General features: G+C 70.8%; 16 protein-coding genes. 2 read left to right on the forward strand and 14 right to left on the reverse strand.

Annotation, left to right across the window (positions count from 1 at the left end):
* Positions 1 to 74 precede the first annotated feature (74 nt).
* Positions 75 to 683 (reverse strand): M15 family metallopeptidase, encoded by a 609-nt coding sequence (locus IH26_RS0120830; protein WP_211268716.1) that lies wholly within the window; start codon positions 681 to 683, stop codon positions 75 to 77.
* 96 nt (positions 684 to 779) lie between these two features.
* Between IH26_RS0120830 and IH26_RS63935 the strand changes: the two genes are divergently transcribed.
* Both IH26_RS63935 and IH26_RS0120840 read left to right on the forward strand, forming a co-directional pair.
* Positions 780 to 902, forward strand: coding sequence for a hypothetical protein (locus IH26_RS63935; RefSeq protein WP_281179761.1), 123 nt, complete (start codon positions 780 to 782; stop codon positions 900 to 902).
* Positions 895 to 2,070 carry a sensor histidine kinase gene (locus IH26_RS0120840; RefSeq protein WP_051808343.1) on the forward strand — a complete coding sequence of 392 codons (1,176 nt, stop codon included), beginning with the start codon at positions 895 to 897 and terminating at the stop codon, positions 2,068 to 2,070. Before IH26_RS63935 ends, IH26_RS0120840 begins: the two co-directional genes overlap by 8 nt.
* A 21-nt stretch (positions 2,071 to 2,091) precedes the next feature.
* Here the strand turns inward: IH26_RS0120840 and IH26_RS0120845 are convergent, their stop codons facing one another.
* From IH26_RS0120845 to IH26_RS0120905, 13 genes are all read right to left on the reverse strand, one after another.
* Complete coding sequence (locus tag IH26_RS0120845) at positions 2,092 to 3,168, reverse strand: Dyp-type peroxidase (protein ID WP_034215765.1); 1,077 nt, start codon at positions 3,166 to 3,168, stop codon at positions 2,092 to 2,094.
* Between the two features lie 4 nt (positions 3,169 to 3,172).
* The gene (locus tag IH26_RS0120850) at positions 3,173 to 4,876 is read right to left on the reverse strand and encodes a hypothetical protein (RefSeq protein WP_157437289.1); all 1,704 of its coding nucleotides are present in this window, start codon (positions 4,874 to 4,876) and stop codon (positions 3,173 to 3,175) included.
* 142 nt (positions 4,877 to 5,018) lie between these two features.
* On the reverse strand, positions 5,019 to 5,774 hold the full coding sequence (locus IH26_RS0120855; RefSeq protein ID WP_030437904.1) for a helical backbone metal receptor: 756 nt from the start codon (positions 5,772 to 5,774) through the stop codon (positions 5,019 to 5,021).
* A gap of 49 nt (positions 5,775 to 5,823) precedes the next feature.
* Positions 5,824 to 6,027 (reverse strand): ferredoxin, encoded by a 204-nt coding sequence (locus tag IH26_RS0120860; RefSeq protein ID WP_030437905.1) that lies wholly within the window; start codon positions 6,025 to 6,027, stop codon positions 5,824 to 5,826.
* Between the two features lie 47 nt (positions 6,028 to 6,074).
* Positions 6,075 to 7,286, reverse strand: coding sequence for a cytochrome P450 (locus IH26_RS0120865; protein ID WP_030437906.1), 1,212 nt, complete (start codon positions 7,284 to 7,286; stop codon positions 6,075 to 6,077).
* A gap of 14 nt (positions 7,287 to 7,300) precedes the next feature.
* The gene (locus IH26_RS0120870; RefSeq protein ID WP_245665338.1) at positions 7,301 to 8,491 is read right to left on the reverse strand and encodes a 3-oxoacyl-ACP synthase III family protein; all 1,191 of its coding nucleotides are present in this window, start codon (positions 8,489 to 8,491) and stop codon (positions 7,301 to 7,303) included.
* Between the two features lie 37 nt (positions 8,492 to 8,528).
* Positions 8,529 to 9,743 carry a hydroxymethylglutaryl-CoA synthase gene (locus IH26_RS0120875; RefSeq protein WP_051808344.1) on the reverse strand — a complete coding sequence of 405 codons (1,215 nt, stop codon included), beginning with the start codon at positions 9,741 to 9,743 and terminating at the stop codon, positions 8,529 to 8,531.
* Positions 9,744 to 9,745: 2 nt separating this feature from the next.
* Positions 9,746 to 10,807, reverse strand: a complete 1,062-nt coding sequence (locus IH26_RS0120880; RefSeq protein ID WP_030437909.1) for a hydroxymethylglutaryl-CoA reductase — start codon at positions 10,805 to 10,807, stop codon at positions 9,746 to 9,748.
* On the reverse strand, positions 10,804 to 11,895 hold the full coding sequence (gene fni / locus IH26_RS0120885) for a type 2 isopentenyl-diphosphate Delta-isomerase (protein WP_030437910.1): 1,092 nt from the start codon (positions 11,893 to 11,895) through the stop codon (positions 10,804 to 10,806). Before fni ends, IH26_RS0120880 begins: the two co-directional genes overlap by 4 nt.
* Positions 11,892 to 13,001, reverse strand: a complete 1,110-nt coding sequence (locus IH26_RS0120890) for a phosphomevalonate kinase (RefSeq protein ID WP_030437911.1) — start codon at positions 12,999 to 13,001, stop codon at positions 11,892 to 11,894. The genes fni and IH26_RS0120890 overlap by 4 nt, the downstream gene beginning before the upstream one ends.
* Positions 12,998 to 14,044: a diphosphomevalonate decarboxylase gene (gene mvaD / locus IH26_RS0120895; protein WP_030437912.1), complete on the reverse strand. Its 1,047-nt coding sequence runs from the start codon at positions 14,042 to 14,044 to the stop codon at positions 12,998 to 13,000. Before mvaD ends, IH26_RS0120890 begins: the two co-directional genes overlap by 4 nt.
* On the reverse strand, positions 14,034 to 15,122 hold the full coding sequence (mvk, locus tag IH26_RS0120900; RefSeq protein ID WP_084598965.1) for a mevalonate kinase: 1,089 nt from the start codon (positions 15,120 to 15,122) through the stop codon (positions 14,034 to 14,036). The genes mvaD and mvk overlap by 11 nt, the downstream gene beginning before the upstream one ends.
* Positions 15,122 to 16,210 (reverse strand): polyprenyl synthetase family protein, encoded by a 1,089-nt coding sequence (locus IH26_RS0120905; protein WP_030437914.1) that lies wholly within the window; start codon positions 16,208 to 16,210, stop codon positions 15,122 to 15,124. Before IH26_RS0120905 ends, mvk begins: the two co-directional genes overlap by 1 nt.
* Between the last annotated feature and the right edge of the window lie 109 nt (positions 16,211 to 16,319).

Here is a 16,319-nt window from a genome sequence, read left to right on the forward strand (position 1 = left end):
AGAGAAGACGATGTTGCCGGGGCGTATGCGGTTTTCGATATGCCGACGATACGTTCAGGTCACCCACGATATGGTCAGCTGCCCATCCTCGGATCCTGGGCGGCGTCGGCGTACTGGGCGGGGCAGCCCCGGCCGATCGCGCCCGGGCGAAGCTCGAAATGCCAGGGCTCGTTGGCATAGATCTGGCACAGCCCATAACCGGTGCCGTGTTCGGACAGCCAGCTCTCGGCGGTGTCGGGCCCGATGTCGACCGCGTCGCCCGACACGTGGGCCGACTTGTTCACCGGCGCCACCCACCGGGCCGCCGCCTGCTCCGAGCCGTACTTCGCGATTGCCTCGCGCAACAGCCGATCCTGGTACGCCGGGGCTCGCCACCCGCTGTTGACCTGGAATTTCACGCCGTCCCGGGCAGCGTCCCCGGCCGCCGTTCGCAGGGCGTGCAGCAGATCGGGATCGAGGTTGGCCACGCCCGGATAGCGGTCGTCGAACACCGTCACGCCGGCCGGGAGGCCGCCCTCCGCCTCGGCGGCCGTGCCGCCATGGCCACGCACCAGATCGCCGAACGTGGCCACCGCCGGGCCGGTCGACAGGTATGCCAGGAACGCCAGCAGCACCATGACGACGACGACGGTGGCGACACCCGGCGCGGTGATCGCCGGGCGCATGGCTCGGGCAGTCCGCATGCGACTCATGCCAGTGATTTCACACCTGGTGCCGTTGCCGGCCCGTATGCGAATTCCGATACCTCGGCGATATGGCACGGCTCCTACTATCGGATGGTGCGCGTACTGATCGTGGAGGACGAGCTGCACCTGGCCGAAGCCGTTCGGGACGGGCCACGGCTGGAGTCGATCGCGGGCGCTCCACCGGAGCCGGAGCGCGAGGGCGCCGACCGTGGATAGGGCGCCGGGCTGGAGCGTCCGCCTCAAGCTCACCCTCAGCTACGCGGGCTTCCTCATGCTCGCCGGCACCCTGCTCCTCGGCGTCGTCTGGGTTTTCCTGTTGCGGTACGTGCCCGACGTGCCCGGCTCTCCGCCGCTGGATCTCAACGGACACACCGTACAAGGTCCCGGGCCCCCCGCCCTTCAGGGTCCCAGCCGCCACGACCTGCTCGGCGCCTTCGTCCCGCGCGCCGCGGAGGTGCTGTTGTTCCTGCTGGTGTTCGGTGTGCTGGGCGGGTGGATCATGGCCGGCCGCATGCTCGCGCCGGTGACCCGGATCACCGAGGCCACCCGGGTGGCCGGGACCGGATCGCTCGCCCACCGGGTCCGGCTGCCCGGTCGCAACGACGAGCTCCGCGAGCTCGCCGACGCCTTCGACTCCATGCTGGACCGTCTCGAGGCGCACGTGGCCGAGCAGCGGCGCTTCGCCGCAAACGCCTCGCACGAGCTGCGCACCCCGCTCTCGATCACGAAGACGCTGCTCGACGTGGTTCGTCAGGACCCCAGCCGGGTCACCGGCGAGGTGATCGACCGGCTGTATGACGTCAACGCCCGCGCGATCGCGCTCACCGAAGCGTTGCTCATGCTCAGCCGCGCCGATCAGCGCTCCTTCGCGCGAGAGCGGGTGGATCTGTCGCTCGTCGCCGAGGAGGCCGCCGAGACACTGCTGGCCGTCGCGGAGAAGTACGACACCAGCATCGAGACCTCGGGTGAGGTGGCCCATGCCATCGGCTCGCCCGCCCTGCTGCTGCAACTGACCACGAACCTCGTCCAGAACGCCATCGTCCACAACCTGCCCAGGGAGGGGTCGGTGTGGGTCACCACCGGCACTCTCGATCGGAGCGTCGCGCTCACCGTGGAGAACACCGGCGAGGAGCTCTCCCCCGAATTGATCTCGACGCTCACCGAACCGTTCCAGCGTGGCACCGAACGCATCCGGGCCGTCCACGCCGGTGTCGGCCTCGGTCTGGCGATCGTCAAAGCCATCGTCAACGCACACGACGGAACTCTTGCCCTCACTCCGCGTGCCGGTGGGGGTCTGTGCGTCACGGTGCGGTTGCCCGCCGCCCCACCGCCGGATCTCGACGTCCGGCGCCTCCCGCCCGGGTCGCGCCGCCGGTCCGGATGAGGCGCCCCGACGGGTGGATGGTCACGCCAGCATGGCCTGCCCGGCGAACTCGGCGCCGCCGGGCAGCACGAAGTAGTAGCCGCCGCCGAACGGCCGGACGAACCTCTCCAGCGCCTCGCCGGCCAGCCCGCGCTGGATGGCCGCGAAGCCCACCTCCAGGTCCCGCTGGAAGCAGACGAAGATCTGGCCGGTGTCCGTCTCGGCGAGGCGGTACGAGTGACCGCGGCGCAGGATCGGCCTGACCCGTCCGCTGTGCGGGTAGGCGCGGCGGATGTGCGCGTCGAGCGGGATGACCGCGCCCTTCGGGTCGGCCGCGAATCGGGGCACGTCCTTCTCGCCGGACTCGCCGAGCACGGCACCGGTGTCTCGGCGCCGCCCGATGACTCGTTCCTGGACCCGCGTGGGTTGCGCGTCCCAGGCCGCCACCGCCAGGCGGATCAGCCGCACGACCTGATACGTGCCGCCCCTGCACCAGGCCGGCTCCTCGTCGTACGGCTGGACCCACACGCACCTGTCCATCAACTCGGCGTTCGTCGTGTCGGGGTTGCCGACTCCCTCCTTGAATCCCAGGAGGTTGCGTTCGCCGTGCGTGCCGGATATCCGCCACCGTGCCTTGAGGTGCGGCTGCCTCCTGGCCAGCACGGCGGCGATCGCCTGCCGGCTGTCCGCGCCCACCTGCACGAGCAGGTCGCCGTGGCACCACCGGGGATCCAGCACGTCGTTGCGGAAGGACGGCATCGGCGTCAGCAGTCGCGGGCGCGCGATGCCGAACCTGGCGTCGAACAGCGACGCGCCCGCGGCGATCGTCATGGTCACGCCGGGCGCCGGCGCGCTCAACGCCCGGAGGGCCTCGGCGAGCTCCGCCCGGTCCCGTGTCGTCACATCGAATGCGACAAACTCCGTCTCGGTACGTGCGGGCTCCACCACGCCGGATTGGCGGTCGACGACCGGCCGCACCGGCGCGGCGGCGTTCGGCGCCCCGGCCCGATCGGGCGCCCCGCACCCGGCGAGCCCGGCCAGCCCCGCGGCGCCGAGCAGCAGTGCCCGCCGGTCGACGGCCTGGCCCGCCGGGCGGCCGGCGTCCTCGTTCTCGGACAACGGGTCACCTGCGCCCGAGAACGTACAGCTGGCCGTTGTTCTGCGCGTACACCCGGCCGCTGGAGTCCAGCGACACCGGCGTGTAGGCCGAGGCGATCGTCTTGGACAGGAACACCTTCTCGAGCTGGCGGCCGTACCTGTCGACGACGTAGAAGTCGCCGTCCTGCGCCAGCCCGTAGACCGAGCCGTTGCGATCGACGGCCGGCGCGCTGATGCACCACTCGAAGCCGTCCGGATGCTGTCCCTCGTCGACGCAACTCACCGTGTTGTCCGGGAGCCGTTCGCACGTCCTGGTCTCGGTGTTGGCGTGCGACCACTCCTTCCGCAGGCCGGCGTCGAGCCGGGTGATGTACTGCGCCCCGGCGTCGTAGTGCAGGTCCTTGACGTACATCGAGTACGTGCCGTTGTGGCGGAACACGGCCGGCGTGATGTCCCAGCCGAAGTCGTAGTTCGCCACGTAGTGGCCGGCCCGGTCGAACTTCATCAGGTGTCCGCGCTGGACGTTGTAGAAGTTCCGCGTTCCGTAGACGACGCCCCCGTCCGGCAGCACCACCGGCGACGCCGTGCTGCTGTCGTCGACGCCGCCGGCCGGTTGCTGGTTGGTGTACGGGTCGACACCGCGCGCCGCGCCGGGGCGGCAGTCGAAGGGGTCGCTGCCGTAGGGCACGAGCACCCCGCAGCCGTCGTCGAGGATGCCGCGCAGCGAGGTGGCCCATTTCAGGGTCAGATCGGGGTTGAGGGCGACCACGTATCCGTAGTTCCGGCCACCGGAGGCGTTCTGCGCACGGGTGACGGTGTAGACGGTGCCGTCCGGGCCGACCGCCGGGGCGGCATTGAATGCGGCCCGCTGCGACAGGCACGGCGACTGCGCGGGCATCGCCGGCGTTCCGTCCGGCTTCGGCGGCGGGGGCAGCGGCAGGTCCTCGGTGAACTCCTCGTAACAGAGGTCGGTGGGACGCGGCGCGCCGGGAATCAGCGTGCGGTAGTCGACCATGCTGATCTTCCGGTCCGGGGTGACCCGCACCAGCCAGCCGTGCACGTCGTCGCGCCCGTGCGCCGCCGGCTCGCTTCGCACCACGTTGTAGAAGAGCGTGCCGTGGGCGTCCACGGTGAGCCCGCCGGAGGCGAACGCCGCCGGGTCGACGGTCCCGCCGAACGGGTTGACCCGCTGGATCACCCGGCCGCTTCCCTTGTCCAGTTGCAGCACGGTCCCGCCCGCGCCCGGAACGTACACCGAATCCTTGCTCATCGCGGACTGGAACAGCGTTTCTCTGCCGGCCAGCGCGGTGGGCTTCCAGTCCGACGTGAACGACCAGGTCGGGACCAGGTTGCCGAACCGCCAGCGCAAGGCCTGCACCGACCACGTCTCGCGCTGCAGGTTCCCGACATCCTCCCCGCAGGGCGCCGGCACACCGGAACCGGGCGAGTCACAGCTGACGTACGAGCCGCCCTTGCGCAGCACGAACACATTGCCGTCCCCGTCGGCCAGCGGCGCGGGGAGGTGCACCGGGATGTAGCCCCCGAACTGGGACTCACCCGCCTCCTGCTCGGCGAAGGGGTCGACGACCAGGTGCGCGAGCAGTTGCAGGTGACGCTGACCCACCGCACACGACTGGCCGGTGTGCGTGGCGTCCTGTCCCCACTGGGTCCAGTCACACTCCGGCCGGCGCTGGGCAGCGGGCGCCGGAACAGCCAGGGGCACCGCCATGGCGGCGACAACAGCGAAACGGAAAAACATGTCGTTCCTCCCCGCGGAACGCCGGATCCGACCATTCATCGGGGAACCTACAGTTCGGTCGCGGCGTCCAGGACGATCGACCTCAGACAATGCGTACGACGCCGATGTGCGCTCACTCGACCAGGAGATCCAGGAGTTCCTCGCGCGCGGTGGCCAGCGACGGGCCGTACCAGGTCAGTTGGCGGCCCGGCACGAGCACCGTCCGCCGGCCGGGGAACGCCTCGGGGCCGTCGTCCGGCGTGAAGACGTACGGCTCGTCGGGCAGCAGCACCAGGTCCGCGCGCACCTCGTCGAGGTCGACGCGGGGGTATCGGTCGGCGCCGGTGTCGAAGACGTTGTCCAGGCCGAGCCGCGCCAGCAGGTCACCGGTGAAGGTCCGCGGTCCGACCACCATCCACGGGTCGCGCCAGATCGGCACCGCGACCGTACGCCGGGCCCACGTCACCGGGCGCGACCACTCGGCCGCCGCGACCCGCAGCCAGTCGGGCTCCCCCACGGACAGCACCTCGGCGAACAGCCGGCGAAGAGAATCCAGCGCCTGGTCGACCGACTCGATCGCGGTCACCCAGACCGGCACGCCGGCCGCCCGCAGCCGGTCCACGTCGAGCCGCCGGTTCTCCTCCTGGTTGGCCACCACCAGGTCGGGTCGCAGGGCGGCGATCGCCGCCCGGTCCGGGTTCTTGGTGCCGCGTACGCGAGGAAGGTCCAGCCCGGGCGGATGCGTGCACCAGTCCGTGACCCCGGCCAGCCGCTCCGGCACGGTCACGGCAAGCGCCTCGCTGAGCGAAGGGACCAACGAGACGATGCGCCTCGGCGGGCCCGCCCACGGCACCAGGTGGCCGAGGTCATCCGCGAGCAGGACGGTCACACGTCACGACCCTACGCCACCACGGGGAACGCGTCGGTGAGACCTCCGGTCAGGGCGAGCCGTCGTCCCGCAGGCTCAGCGCACCGGAGGGACAGGTCGCGACGGCCTGGCGGATGTCGTCGTCAAGCGGCGGCGACTCCACGCGCACCGTCACGATGCCATCCTCGTCCTGGTCGAAGACGCGCGGCTGGGCGACCACGCAGAGTCCGGCGCCGATACAGACGTCCGGATCCACCAGCAGGCGTTCGGTCACAACACTACCTCCGATCGTTGGCCACGGCGTTCGTGGCAGTCCGACAGCTACCAGCTCACGACCAGCTGGCTGAGGCCGTAAAAGACGTGGGACGGGCGGAAACCCACGCCATCCGGCTCGATCCGCAAGCCGGGAAAGCGCTGCAGCAGCGCGGGCAGCCCGACGTTGAGCTCCATCCGCGCCAGCGGCGCGCCAATGCAGTGGTGTACGCCGTGGCCGAACGCGAGATGGCCCACCGCGCCGCGCCCGATGTCCAGCTCGTCCGGGCGGGCGACGGCGGCCGGATCCCGGTTGGCGGCCGGCAGCGACAACAGCACGAGATCACCGGCGGGGATGCGTACGCCTCCGAACTCGGTGTCCTCGCGAACCTGCCGGGCCACCGGCGCTTGCACGACGCTCAGCCACCGGAGCAGCTCCTCGACGCCCGGCGCCACCGCGGCCGGGTCGTCACGCATCCGGGCAAGTTGCGCGGGGTGGCGCAGCAGGGCCAAGGTGCCGAGGGAGAGCATGTTGGCGGTCGTCTCGTGGCCGGCGAGCAGCAGGAAGTTGGCCAGGCCCGCGAGCTCGGGGTGGGTGAGATCGCGGCCGTGCTCACGGATCAACATGCCGATGATGTCGTCACCGGGCGCGAGCCGGGCGCGCTCCGCCAGGTCCGACATGTAGTCGCGCAACTCGCGGCCCACCCGCAACCGCTCCCGGATCGGCACGGAGACGTCGATGAGGCGGATCGTCTGAGCATTGAATGCGGCCCGGTCACTGGCCGGCACGCCGAGCAGCTCGCAGATCACGAGGGACGGCACGAGCAAGCCGTACTCGGTGACGAGATCGAGCGGCGGTCCCTTACGCGCCATCTTCTCCAGTTGCTCGTCGACGATGCGTCGCACCCGGGGCTCGAGGGCGCGCATCCGGCGCACGGTGAACTCCCCCGTCAACGTTCGGCGAAGCCGGGTGTGCTCCGGCGGATCCAGACCGAGCAGGTTACCGAAGCGCAGCGGTGCGCGTTCGTCCTCGGTTAGGTCGTCCAATTCGGGCGGCTGCGGCACGTCCCGCACGGCGTTGCTGAACCGGGTGGAGTCGGCCAGCACCGCGCGCACGTCGTCGTGGCGGGTCAGCAACCAGGCGGTCGCGCCGAACGGAGTGGTGACTCGTTCGACCCGACCGGCCTCGCGGAGCCGGCCGAGGTCCGGGCTCGGAGTGAACTCGTCCCGACGGAGGTAGACGGGAACCTCCGGTACGGCCTGGTCCGTCGTTCCGCTCACAGGTTCGGCCGCCCTCACCGCGACCACCGCCGCCCGGCGGAGTCCCGGATCTCGTGGCCGGAGTCGTTGATCTCTTCGGGTTCTCGTGACATGCCACCGGGCTCCATACGGATAGAAGGGGATGCGGGCGAACCCGTCCGCAGAGCACGGACTCCCCGGTCGGACCCCAGCCGTCCGCTTCGCGGACCGCCGCGGCTGTGGGCGGTGTTCGCCCACCTCACGATGGTGGTGCCGACCGACATGCCCCCGCCGAAGGCGGCCAGGACAACCAGCTCACCCGCGGCGAAGGCACCGCGGCGATGGACCAGGTCAAGGGTCAACGGCACCGATGCCGCGCCGGTGTTGCCGTAGTGCTCGACCTCCAGGTGGCAACGCGCGGCGGGCAGGCGCAACCGCGGCCACACCTCGGCGAGCATGACACCGTTGGCCTGGTGGGGAACCAGGTGACGCACCTGCGACAGCTCGATGCCGGCGTTGTCGAGCAGGACGTCCACCGCCGCCGGCAGGTGGTCGTGGACGAACTCGCGCACTGCCCGGCCGTTCATCCGGAAGTAGTGTCTGCCGGCCGCCACGGTATCGGCGGTGGCGGGTCGCCGGCTCCCACCGGCCGGCACGCTGATGAGCGAGTGCCGGTCGCCGTGCGAAACGAGATAGGTGGAGACGGTGCCGTGCCCGGGGGCTACCGGACCCACGACCACGGCGCCGGCACCGTCGCCGAAGAGAACCGCCGTGCGCCGGTCGGCGGGGTCGATGATGCGCGAGTAGATGTCCGCCCCGATGACCAGCGCATACCCTGTGACGCCGGCCTCGCCGCCCAACAACCGCTCGGCCACGGTAAGGGCGAAGACGAAGCCGCTGCACACCGCGTTGATGTCGAAGGCGGCGGCGTTCCGGGCGCCGATGAGGTGCTGAACGATGGTCGCGGTCGCCGGCTGCGTGTGGTCCGGGGTGGAGGTCGCCACGACGACGTAGCGGACGTGGTCCGCCGAGACGTTCGCCTCCCGCAGCGCCTGGACGGCGGCCGCGGCGGCGAGGTCCGAGGTCGCCTCGTGGGGTGCGGCGTAGCGCCGTTCCCGGATGGCCGTCTTGCCCTCTATCCATTCGGCGGACACGCCCGCGGCGCGCCCGATCTCGGCGTTTCCCACCACCCGGGCGGGCACATAGGATCCCGTACTGATGATGCCCATGCGACGCTGACTGTGCATTTCCCTCTCCGAACCGTCTGTGGCACTCCCCCGTGCCCTACTCGGCGGTGGCGGGTGACCGATCTGGCCGTGAGTCCGCTCCGGTCTCATAGACGCGCTCATGGCCGAAGAGACCGGCCAGCCGGTATGGCCCGGCGGTCTCCCTCGGCAGGGGGTGATCTCCCCCGTCGGTCGGGAACTCATGCTCGTGCATCTGGCGGTACTTCGCGTAGTCGACCGGAACCCGCCGGCTGATGGCATCGCGATGCCGCGCCGACCGCAGGTGAACGCGATACGCCGGCACGACCGTACCGCCGAAGAACTCCGCCACACTGCCCGAGCCGTAGCTGAAGAAGCCGATCGCCTGGTCGCTCAGATCGTCGGCGTTGTCCAGGAGCGCGGCCAGCCCGAGGTACATCGACACCGTGTAGCTGTTCCCGATGGCGGCGTTGTATTCCGTCGTGTGGCGAAGGGCGCGCCCGATCCCCTCGTCGTCGGCCTCGTACCCGCAGAACTCCAGCAGGTGCCGGTGTGCCTTGAACGCCATCTTCGTGAACGGCTGGTGATAGCAGAACGCGTGAAAGTCATTGATCTTGCGGCCGCCCTGCCTCGTGTAGTCCGTCCACGCTCCCTCCACCGCCCGCAGGTACGCGGAGATGGAATCACGTCCCTTGACCAGGGCGGTGGAGCGGTAGTTGGGGCGCCAGAAGTCCATGACGTCGGACGTGAACACCCCGGACGGATTCTCGACACGGACGAGCGCGGGGTCCGCACTGACCAACATGGCCACCGCGGCGGCGCCCTGGGTCGCCTCGCCCGGACTACCCAGGTCATACTTCGACACGTCGCTGGCGATCACGAGAACGCGCTGCGCCGGGTCGCGATGAACCAGGCCGATCGCGAATTGCAGGGCCGCCGTACCGGCGTAGCACGCCTGTTTGAGTTCGACGATCCGGACGGCCGAGGGCAGACCCAGCAGGGCGTGAACGTGTACGCCGCCGGCCTTCGCCTGATCGACGGATGACTCCGTCGCGAAGAGAACCGTCCGGATCCCGTGGGTGCCGTGGCGGGCGATGATCGGCGCGGCCGCGCCGGCCGCCATCGTGACGATGTCCTCGTCGATGGCGGGGACGCTCATCGACCGTTGCCCGATGCCGTCGTGGTACTTGGCGACGTCGACGCCGTTCTGGGCGGCCAGCGTCTCGTGCGTGAGGGCGTACCGCGTCGTGGCGATCGAGAGATCGTGAATACCGACCGCGAGTTCTCCGGGCATCGCTAGCCTCCTACCTTGGCCGCGTCGGCCTGACGTTCCAACCGCACGTGTGTCCGCATGAGCTCGCCGGGGTTCGTCTGCGCCGCGAGGAGGGAGAGTTCGCCGCACAGCACCGTCGCGGCGGCGATGGCGGCGAGCCGGCGCGCGTTCTCGCCGGGTTCCCGGGGCTGTCGGCAGCCCATCCGGGCCAGGTTCTCCTCGACGAAGTCGAGGCCCTTTCCGCTGCCGACCGTACCGACGATCAGGTTGGGCAGGGTGCACGAGAAGTAGAGGTCACCGTCGCGATCCTCGGCCACGGTCACGCCCTGTGAGCCTTCGACGATGTTGGCGGCGTCCTGTCCCGTCGCCAGGTAGAAGCCGAGCAGCATGTTGGCGTAGTGCGCGTTCGCGGAACGGATACCGCCGGCGAGCAGCGTGCCGATCAGGTTCTTGTGTACGTTCAGTTCGGCGATCGCGGTGGCCGAGGTGCGCAGCCGGCTGCGCACGATGTCGCCCGGTACCAGCAGTTCGGTCACCACGTTCTTGCCACGGCCGAGAATGCCGTTGATGGCGGTGGCCTTCTTGTCGGTGCAGTAGTTCGCCGAGATGGACCCGTACGTGATGCCCGGGATGGTCTTGAGGATGTGCGACAGGAGCGCGTCGGCGGCCAGCGTCGCCATGTTGTGCCCGGAGGCGTCGCCGGTGGTGAACTCGAACCGGAGGAACAGCAGGTTGGCCGTGATCTCGTGACGGAACCCGATCAGCTCGACGAACCGGCCGCAGGTGCGCACGATGGCGCGCAGCTCGTCGAGTCGGGCGTCGATCTCCAGCGCCGCGGCGTGCGCGGTTTGCGCGTCCTCGGCCTTGGCATAGACCGAACGCGTCATCCGTTCGTCGATCAGCGTGGCGACGATGCCGCGGTCGGTCATCATGGAGAGCTTCGCGCCGCGCGCGACCGAGGGCCACAGGGGCGACTCGTAGGTGGCGAGCGGGACCTGGGTCTCGCCGTTCGCCACGTTGCCCGAGATGCGCAGAGGGCCGACCCATTTCATCGGAACGTGAGCGGTGGCGTCTGCTGTCGTCATTGGTGGCCTCCGAGGTGAGTGAGCGTGGCGGGGTGGGACGCGGAACGGTTCGCGAGCCGACGGGCGTCGATTCTCCGCAGGTCGCAGAAGTCGCGCAGGCGGCCGTGAATCAGTACGTCGCAGCGGGAGAGGTCGGCGGGAGCGCGTGCGCCGAGCGCGGTCATCAACGCCTTGATCTGATCGAGCCACCGCGAGATGAGTGAGATCAACGCGGGCACGCCGGCGTCGAGGACCACCTTGAGGAACAGGCCGGAGACTCCGGCGGCGGAGGCGCCGAGCGCCAAGCCGCGCACCACGTCGAGCGGATCGCGTACGCCGCCCGAGGTCAGCACCGCGAGACCCGAATCCTGGGCGTCCAGCAGACACGCGGGGGCGGACTGGCCCCAGCCGTCGAGGAACGCGTAGTCCGGGTGTTCCCGGCGGCCGTTCTCGATACGCGCGAAGTTGGTTCCACCTCGCCCGGCGACGTCGACGACACGCACGCCGAGCTCACCCAGCCGGCGGATCGTCTCGCGGCTCAGGCCGAATCCGACCTCCTTCACGATGACCGGGACGCCGACGCCCGCCACGATCTCGGCGATCCGCGGCCCCCAGGCGGAGAACGACCGGTCACCCTCGGGCATCACCGTTTCCTGAATGGCGTTCAGATGAATTTGCACCGCGTCGGCCCGCAGCAAGTCGATCGCGCGGCGGGCCTGCTCTACCGAGGCGTTGGCATTGACATTCGCCATGATGAATCCGTCGGGGTTCTCCCGGCGCATCACGCTGAACGTGCCGGCGACCGACTCGTCGGCGAAAAAAGCGCTCATGGACCCGGTCGCGATCGGCACCCCGGTCGCGTGCGCGGCGATCGCCAGGTCCCGGTTGATGATTCCGGTCCGCGCGCTGCCACCGGTCATGGCGTTGACGCAGAGCGGCACCGGCCATTCGATGCCACCGAAGCTCGTGTGCAGCGTCACGTCGGAACGGTCGATGCCGGCGAGGGCGTGGTGCACGAAAGACACGTCGTCGAACTCGTTGTATCCGCGTAGCTCACGTTGCTGTTCGGTGGCGAACCGGACGTGATCATCCTTGCGGTTGGCTGTCATTCTCGGCTCCCGATCGTCGTCGAGACGTGAGTCGGCATCGGTAGCACCCCGGCGGCGTGCCAGTCCTGCCGCATCCTGGAAAGTTCCCGCCGGGCCGTTTCGTCCAGCAGCGCGATGCCGCAGTCGCCACCGCCGGCGCCCGACGGCTTGGCCGCGCCGCCGATCGACTCGGCGGCCGCGCAGAGCGCGGTCAGCCGGGGCGTGAAGATCCCGAGTCGAACCTCGTCGTCCAACCGGGCGAGTACCTTTCGGGCCGCGCGGATCTGGCGCAGTACGGCGTCGTCGTCACCGTGGCGGAGTGCCTCGATCGCGGTCCGCACGCACGCGTCGCTGGCCGTCGCGAAGTCCCGATGCGCGGGGCTGCCCCACCACGTGCCCGACGCCAGCTTCCCGGCCAGCGCCGCCGTGCTGGCCGGTTCGCCCGTCCAGCCCACCTCCAGCGCGAGACCGCGCGGCGGAGGCAGCCGGCGGGCGGCGAACCCGGGCCAAGGCGCCCGCAACGCCCCGGCGATTCCCCGGTGCCGCGCGAGATCAACCACGGCGGTGCGATCGGGTGCCTGGTACGCGATCCATCCGCCCCAGACGCTGGCGGCGAGATCGCCGCCCGAAGCCATCGGATCGTGGCGCGCCGTCGCGAGCATCGCCAGGCGGTACCGGTCCTCGGGCGCCAACTCCACTCCGAGGTACGCCGCCACCGCGGCGACCGTGGCGACCGTCACCGCGCCGCTGGACCCCAGGCCGAGCTTGGCACCGCCGGTGTGCAGCCGGCTGGTGACGGCCACCCGTATCGGGGCGGGCCGGCGTCCCTTCTCACCGAGGAGAGCGTGGAGCACCTCGACCGCCGACACCACGTGCCGCAGGCCGCCCACGTCGGTCTGGCCGTCCTCGGCGTACAGCCCCCCGTCACCGAGCCGCAGGCGGGCCACGCCGCGGCCGAGGTCGGATTCGATCTCGACGTCGGCGCCGTCGGACGCCGACACCGTGACCTCGACCCACCGGTCGACCGCGACCAGGACGGCGGGGTGCCCCGGCTCCAACACGGCGTACTCGCCGAGGACGAAGAGCTTGCCCGGGGCACGCCGGCTGGCCGTCGCGGGCCTGGTCACGGCTCGGCCCTGGGCCGTAGCCGAGCGCCGGCGCCGGGCCCGGCGATGACCGCGGTACCGTCCGGCACGGCCCGGCGTATCTCCGCGGCGATTCGGGCGGTGTCCCCCAGGTGGCAGAGCACTTTGACGTTCGGGCCCGCGTCCATGGTCGCGTACGCCGAGAAGCCGTCCGCCCGCAGTCGCGCCACGGTGTCCAGCACGGCCATGGTCTCCGGCGCGAAGTAGCGGACCGGGGGTCGTGCCGCCAGCATCGTCGCGTGCATGCCCAACGCGTTCCGCTCGGCGATCTCCCCGACCGCGTCGAGATCGCCGCGGCGCAGGGCCACCCGCATGTCGGCGAGGTCGACCGCGCTCGAGGCCGCCCATGCCTGGTACAGCGGGGAGGTGTCGACCGTTCTCCGCATGGCGGCGCGGCTGGAAACTGCCTTGGGGCCGGCGTTCACCACCGCGATCACCAGCGCCGGGGCGAAGTCGGCAACGGCCACGGGCTCGGCGTACGCGCTCAGGTCGGCCTCCGCGCCCGTGCCCCGGCCCGCGTGACAGATCGCGAAGCCGCCGAAGATCGACCGGGACGCCGAGGCGGACCCACGCCGGGCCAGACGCGACAAGGCGGTGGGATCCAGGTCCAGGCCGTACGCGCTCGCACCCGCGAGCGCCAGCGCAGCGAATCCACTCGCCGACGATGCGAGGCCCGCACCGGTGGGAACGGAGTTGCGGGTGTTGACGACGGCCGGCTCGGCCCGGCCCGCCATCGTCCGCACGAGATTCAGGAACGCGACTACACGCTCCCGTTCTCCGTCCACCGCGGGTGAGCCGTCGAGGGTGACGCTGTCGCCCTCCGCCGTGGGCGTCAGCCGGACCGTCGTCGTCGTGGGGAATACGTCCAGGGTCATCGACAGGCTGTCGACGTACGGGATCAGCAGTTCCTCGTCGCGTTTGCCCCAATACTTGATCAGGGCGATGTTGGGGTGCGCGACGGCGGTCGCCCCGCACTCGCGCGCCTCATCGGCCGAGGCGCACGATTCCGTGAGCTCAGGGGGCATGAGGTGCGAACCTTCCCGTCGGTACCGTCCAGGTGTTGTCGGCACCGGCTTCCCGCAGGTGGCGCACGACCTCCCCGGCCCGCGGCAGTCCGTCGGCGACCGCGATCACGCAACCACCCAGGCCGCCGCCGCTGATCTTGGCGCCGGAAGCGCCGGCCACGAGGGCGGCTCGCACCAGCGCGTCGATGCGGTCGGTGCTCACGCCGACATCGCGCAGCAGCCGGTGGTTTTCGGTCATGCACGCACCGAAGTCGCCGACCCGGCCCCGCAGGAGGTTCTCCAGGGCCGCCCGCGTCAGGTCGGACACCCCGCCGACGAACGACTCCCGCATGGCCCGGTCCCGCTCGAACCTTCGCCGCACCAGGGAGACCGCTTCCTTCGTGCTGCCGCTGACGCCACTGTCCGCGACGACGAACACCGCGTCGAAGGCCCAGACGTCGCCGCGATCGGCGGGATCGCCGCCGCGGGCACCGGCCGGGTCGCCGATTCCCCCGATCGCGATGGGCAGTTCCCAGGCCGTGCCGGACGTGAAGTAGATCGGCGCAGCGGCGCCGGTGGCGCGCGCGTCGACCCCGCTCGCCCGGCCGTGTGCCAGCGTCTCCGAGGCCTGCACCAGCTCGAACACCCGCTCGGCGTCGAGCCGGTGGCCGGCGGCGTCCGCGAGCGCCAGGACCGAGGCCCGGGCGTACGCGGCGCTGGAACCGAGCCCTCGGCCCCGCGGGACCGCGCACTCGATCAGGACCTCGACGCGGAGGCGGTCCGTGAGCCCGGTTTCCCGCTTGAACGTCGACACCAGGTGCCGCTGGTATTCCAGCGGGAGCGGCAAGGCCGACGCGCTCCCGGGCCACGCGATCGCAATATTGATCTCATCGTGACCGGCACCGGAGCCGCGCACCATCGTGGCGGTTGCCGTGACCGGAAGCTGCGGCAACGGAATGGCCAGCGCCGGGGCGCCGTACACGACGGCATGCTCGCCGAGCAGGATCGCCTTGCCGTGGGAGCGCCCGCGGCCCACCTGACCCGACTCCGCACCGGCCGGTCCCGAGCCGGCCGTCGCGATCGCGTTGATCCGCGACATCATTGCACCCTCTGCAGCACCTTGACCGCCATGTCGGCGAGGTGCCGCTTGGCGAGCCCGGTGGCGTTGCTTGCCTCGAGCACCGCCAGCGCGCGTTCGGCGCGAGCTGATATCTGCGTCTCGACCTGCTCCACCGCACCGACCTCGACGAGCATGTCTCGCACCCGGTCGAGCTCGTCGGCTTCGAGGTCGGTGCCGATCCTCGTCCGGAGATAGTCCGCCGACGCGGCGTCCCGCGCGCCGGCGAGCCGCAGAGCCGTGGCGAACAGCACGGTTCGCTTGCCCTCGCGGATGTCGTCACCGGACGGTTTCCCCGTCACCGCGGGGTCGCCGAAGACCCCGAGCAGATCGTCACGCAGTTGAAAGGCGATGCCGATGTCGGAACCGAACGATCCGTACGCCGCCGTGAGCTCGGCGTCGGCACCCGCGATGGCGCCGCCGAACTGCAGCGGGCGCTGCACCGTGTACGACGCCGTCTTGTATTGGTTGACCCGCAGCGCCGACTCGATGTCCTCGTTGTCGCTCGCCTGGTTGATCAGGTCGAGCAGCTGGCCGCACATCACCTCCGAGCGCACCGCCGCCCACACCGGCGAGACCCGCGCCTGCACTTCCGCCGGCAACCCGGAGGCGCGCACCAGCGCGTCGGCCCAGATCAGGGCCAGGTCCCCGAGCACGATCGCGGCACCCACGCCGAACGCGGCGGAGTCACCCGAGAAGCGGCGCGCACGGTGCCGCTCGGCGAACGCCACGTGTGCCGCCGGATGCCCGCGGCGGGTCAGCGAGGCGTCGATGATGTCGTCGTGGATCAGCCCGGCGGCGTGCAGCAGCTCGAACGCCGCACTGGCCCGCAACACCGCCTGAGCCCGCGGATCGCCCGGATCGCCGCCGGCACCCAACCAGCCCAGCCACGCGAAGACCGGGCGAATCCGCTTGCCGCCGCGCAGCACGAAGTTCTCCAGCTCGGAGACGGTCGCCGCGATGTCCGGACCGAGCGCCTCGGCCTCGGCCCGGCGGCCGGCGAAGAAATCGCCGAGCGCCGCGTCGATGGCCGCCACGTCCGCGGCCCCTCCGGCATAGGTGACGGTCATGTTCTGATCCCCCGGTTCAAGCCTCGGCCACGCTCGAGGTCGTCCATCGCGTTCCCCCGTGAATTCAAAACAGCAAATGGTGGGACCGGCCTCGATCCGCACGGTGGTC

The organism is Actinoplanes subtropicus (assembly GCF_000721705.1).
GTDB lineage: Bacteria > Actinomycetota > Actinomycetes > Mycobacteriales > Micromonosporaceae > Actinoplanes > Actinoplanes subtropicus.